Below are 4290 nucleotides of genomic sequence, written 5' to 3'. Positions count from 1 at the left end.
ATTGGAGAAACTAGTTATACCAACAACATCCTGAGCCACAATCAAGACTAGACTGTTATTTGCCAGGTTAGTACGCCTACCTGGTAGCAACAGTCCTTTTTGTTCTAAGGCATCCACTTGCTTTTTGGCAGCAGAAATAAAGATATCCGCAGGCGCACCTTGCTCAATCTGTTGCTGTAAAGCACCAGAAGCCCCAAAGTTATAACTAATGTTGATATTTGATTTACTTTGTTGGTACAAAGGCTTAATTTCTTCCAGCGCATCTTTTAAGCTAGAAGCTGCGGACACGGTTATGCTGGTGCTTGATTGTGCTATTCCAGGAGAAGGAGTAACCAATGGTAAACCAATTGCCAGGAGCAAGCCTGCTACTGCTATACCTAGAAAGCCAAAAATTTGTCTTCTTTTCATAGAAAAGCTGCAATATAGGTTTTTTCCGAAAATTGATGCTAGGTAAAATCCTAGCAGCAATACCAATATTTAACCAACTTTATCGGTAAAATGCCTAAAAAGAACAAGGTAAGTTTTCTATCTTACAGTTAAAAACTTCTGAAATATCACGGTAAGCTAGTTGGAATTACAACTGATTGTGTCAATAAATTGTCAAATTAGCTGCTCAGTTTTTCGGGGTGAAATTTGCGATGACTGTGAATCTGAAGTCTTTAGAAAACCCAACACATATAGCGGCCGATTCAAAAACCGCTTCTACCACTAAGAGAACCAGCTACGTTCCCTCGCAACATCGACGTATCCTTTGTATCTTTCCTAAGTACAGCCGCTCTTTTGGCACTTTTCATCACGCCTACCCACTTATGGGTAATGTCCGGGCTTTTATGCCACCCCAAGGTATTTTAATTGTGGCTGCCTACTTACCTAAAGAATGGCAAGTGCGGTTTATTGATGAGAATGTCAAGTCAGCAACGAGGGCTGATTACCAATGGTGTGATGTGGTGATTGTGAGTGGAATGCATATCCAAAAACCACAAATTAATCAAATTAATGAACTTGCCCATCGAGTGGGCAAAATTACAGTTGTCGGTGGCCCCTCGGTATCTGGGTGTCCAGAATATTATCCTGAATTTGATATTTTACATTTAGGTGAATTGGGAGATGCAAGCGATCGCATGATCGAGTATCTAGACCAAAACCAGGAACGTCCTCAAGCGCAAATTCGCTTTGAAACCAAGGAACGCTTACCCCTAACAGAGTTTCCCACTCCAGCTTATCATTTGCTGAATATCAATGATTATTTCCTGGCAAATGTGCAGTTTTCTAGTGGTTGCCCTTATCGCTGCGAGTTTTGTGATATTCCAGAACTCTATGGCAACAGTCCCAGAATGAAAACACCAGAGCAAGTAGTCGCCGAGTTAGATGCAATGCGACAATCTGGCAATCTGGGGGCAGTGTATTTTGTTGATGATAACTTTGTTGGCGATCGCCGCGCCGCCATGAAGTTGCTTCCTCATCTGATTGACTGGCAAAAACGCAATGGCTACCCCATCCAGTTTGCCTGTGAAGCAACGCTCAACTTAGCTCAAAGTCCAAAACTGCTGGAGATGATGCGCGAAGCTTATTTTTGCACAATCTTTTGCGGAATTGAAACACCGGAACCAGATGCTCTCCACGCCATTTCCAAAGACCAAAATCTGAGTATACCAATCTTAAAAGCAATTCAGGTTTTAAATAGCTATGGCATGGAAGTAGTATCAGGAATCATCATCGGGTTAGATACAGATACACCAGAAACAGCAGACCGAATTATCGAATTTATTCGGGCATCCCAAATTCCCATGTTGACAATTAATCTACTTCATGCATTACCTAGAACTCCTTTATGGCGGAGGTTAGAAGCAGAAGGACGACTTGTCTTTGATGAAAACCGCGAATCAAATGTTGAGTTTTTGATGCCCTACGAGCAAGTTGTTGAGATGTGGCGGCGCTGCATCACAACTGCTTATGAGCCAGAATTTTTATATCAGCGGTTTGCCTACAACATGGAACACACCTATCCAAACCGCATCGAAGTACCTAACAGCCCAGCTCGCACCTCTGGGGCTAATATTCGCAAAGGTTTAACTTATTTAGCGAATATTTTGCTGCGAGTAGGCATATTTAGTAACTATCGTCAAACTTTTTGGAAAATGGCCAAGCCAGCATTAAAAACAGGTAATATTGAAAACTTAATTCACGTTGGACTTGTCGGACATCATTTGATTAAGTTTGCCCAAGATTGTGCCAAAAACGAAGAATCGGCTTCGTTTTATTCTCAAAAAATCCTCACTAAAGTTCGTAGTTAATAAGCTAAAAGTTTTTTAACGATAAATTATTCGTAATTCGTAATATTCCCTCATTCCCAATACTGCGTAGATTTTGAAAATTTGTAGCGACTGTTTTAAAAGTCAAGTGTAGGCGTAGCCCGCACTTCGACAAAGCTCAGTGACCATCGTAGACATCGCTTTGTTTGTGGAGATTTATGAAAGCGGGCGTTGCAGAGAAAGCGGGATGATTTTGCTAGTTTTGTGGGATGGGGCGATTTGCCCGTCCCTTGTATTTCAGGGCGGGCGAGACGCCCACCCTACAAGAATCATCCCTTGATTCAGCAACGCCTGAAAGCGATGCCGTTCGCGGAGCGTCTCGTAGAGAAGGCGGGCTATTCGGCGTCGCACCTGTGTACTTGATCGCGGTGCGACAAAGTTTGAAGTACCTCAAAACGACTTTGAAGTACCTCAAAACGACTTTGAAGTACCTCAAAACGACTTTGAAGTACCTCAAAACGACTTTGAAGTACCTCAACACGATGTTGAAGTACCTCAACACGATGTTGAAGTACCTCAAAACGACTTTGAAGTACCTCAACACGATGTTGAAGTACCTCAACACGATGTTGAAGTACCTCAAAACGACTTTGAAGTACCTCAACACGACTTTGAAGTACCTCAAAACGACTTTGAAGTACCTTAACACGACTTTGAAGTACCTTAACACGACTTTGAAGTACCTCAACACGATGCGGGATCTTGCTACGTTCCTCAAACGCCACTTGCTACCCATTCGTGAGAGGTTAAGGTCGGATACCATTTGTCAATAAGCAATAGTACTTAAAATATTGCTGAAAATCGGGGTCGTCAACACAATTTTTGAGCAGGCGATCGCTTAATCTTGATACGCATGATTCATTCTTGTCCCATAAGTTCAGTACAATGATTAACTTAATACCTATGTTTTTCCTAAATTTCGGTATAATTTATAATTGACAAAAGTAAAATTATCTTAACCTCTCACCGATGCTTGCTACCCTACGGGAACGCTAAGTACACGTAACCATTAATAGGGGTTGAAAATACTAACTGTAGGTTGGGTTGAGCTTTAGCGTTACCCAACAAACGCAAGAGATGTTGGGTTTCGTTCCTCAACCCAACCTACATTGGAGTTATTTCTTAGGTTTAACCGAACAGTATTGCCCTCATTCCCGTGTTTCACATGAAAACGAGGAACCCCCAACAAATTAAACTACGAATTACGAATTACGTAGCTTGCTTCTCGCCGGAGGCGAGTATTATGAATTATTTGAACAGGGCATCAAAGCATCAAATCTCCCTAGTACTGCCATATCTTCTGCATCTAACTCCGACGGAATCCCACTGCGAATCAATTCCGAAAAGTCTTCATTGGGAACCATAACAGTCAACGTGTACAAGCGAGTAGAACCAGTATTTTTAATCAAATGAGTACCAGTGGGAGGCACTAATAAACTATCTCCAGCTTTGATTGTGGCACTCTTGCCGTCACAGATGGCGATCGCTTCCCCTTTGAGGACGAAAAACATTTCCACCGCCCACTGATGGCGATTTGGGGGTGTTTGTCCACCAACATCAAAAATTTCTATGCAGCAAGTCAAGGAAGTATTAGCATTTGTCGAATCGAAGATAATTGCTAATCGATTAGAGGCATCGGCACTGATGCGATATACTTGGTAATCTTTGCTAGATTTGATAACCGGAATTACACAACGAGTAGCGTACATTTATTTATCCCCTCTGAAGTTATCGATGGGCATGAAAATTACTAAAATTCGAGTCTTGAATATTGAGTCGTTAGTTGTATTTCTAAATCACAAAACCGCTAATTACTCTTAACTCTTCACTGCTAACTCCTAACTCCTAACTTCTACTTCAGCCAGGACAAGGCCGACGCAGTTATGCTCGCGAGCGTTTCAAGTGCGGTAGCGATTGCTTTGGCCGCTTGCATTACTGCGCTTTGGGCATTGTTTTTCACGGAGTCCAGCCGTGGAAA

Annotated in this window: 4 protein-coding genes; 1 reads left to right on the top strand and 3 read right to left on the bottom strand. The window is 42.2% G+C overall.

All coding sequences use genetic code 11. The features are described 5' to 3' along the window. Positions 1–408 (bottom strand): molybdate ABC transporter substrate-binding protein (gene modA, locus LC574_RS28900; RefSeq protein WP_229457075.1); only part of this gene is annotated, 408 nt, incomplete at its 3' end. 230 nt (positions 409–638) lie between these two features. Here modA and LC574_RS28895 point away from each other — a divergent pair. Continuing rightward, positions 639–2294, top strand: coding sequence for a B12-binding domain-containing radical SAM protein (locus LC574_RS28895; protein ID WP_229457074.1), 1656 nt, complete (start codon positions 639–641; stop codon positions 2292–2294). A gap of 214 nt (positions 2295–2508) precedes the next feature. Here LC574_RS28895 and LC574_RS28890 read toward each other — a convergent pair whose 3' ends face one another. Both LC574_RS28890 and LC574_RS28885 read right to left on the bottom strand, forming a co-directional pair. Then, positions 2509–3075 (bottom strand): hypothetical protein, encoded by a 567-nt coding sequence (locus tag LC574_RS28890; protein ID WP_229457073.1) that lies wholly within the window; start codon positions 3073–3075, stop codon positions 2509–2511. Between the two features lie 478 nt (positions 3076–3553). After that, a complete protein-coding gene (locus tag LC574_RS28885) occupies positions 3554–4021 on the bottom strand; it encodes a cupin domain-containing protein (RefSeq protein ID WP_229457072.1) in 468 nt (155 codons plus the stop codon). Between the last annotated feature and the right edge of the window lie 269 nt (positions 4022–4290).

The sequence above is a fragment of the Nostoc sp. CHAB 5715 genome (assembly GCF_020829685.1).
In the GTDB taxonomy this organism is placed as follows: domain Bacteria; phylum Cyanobacteriota; class Cyanobacteriia; order Cyanobacteriales; family Nostocaceae; genus Nostoc.
Note: the sequence above shows the minus strand (reverse complement) of the source record. Positions and strands in the feature narration are given on the sequence as shown.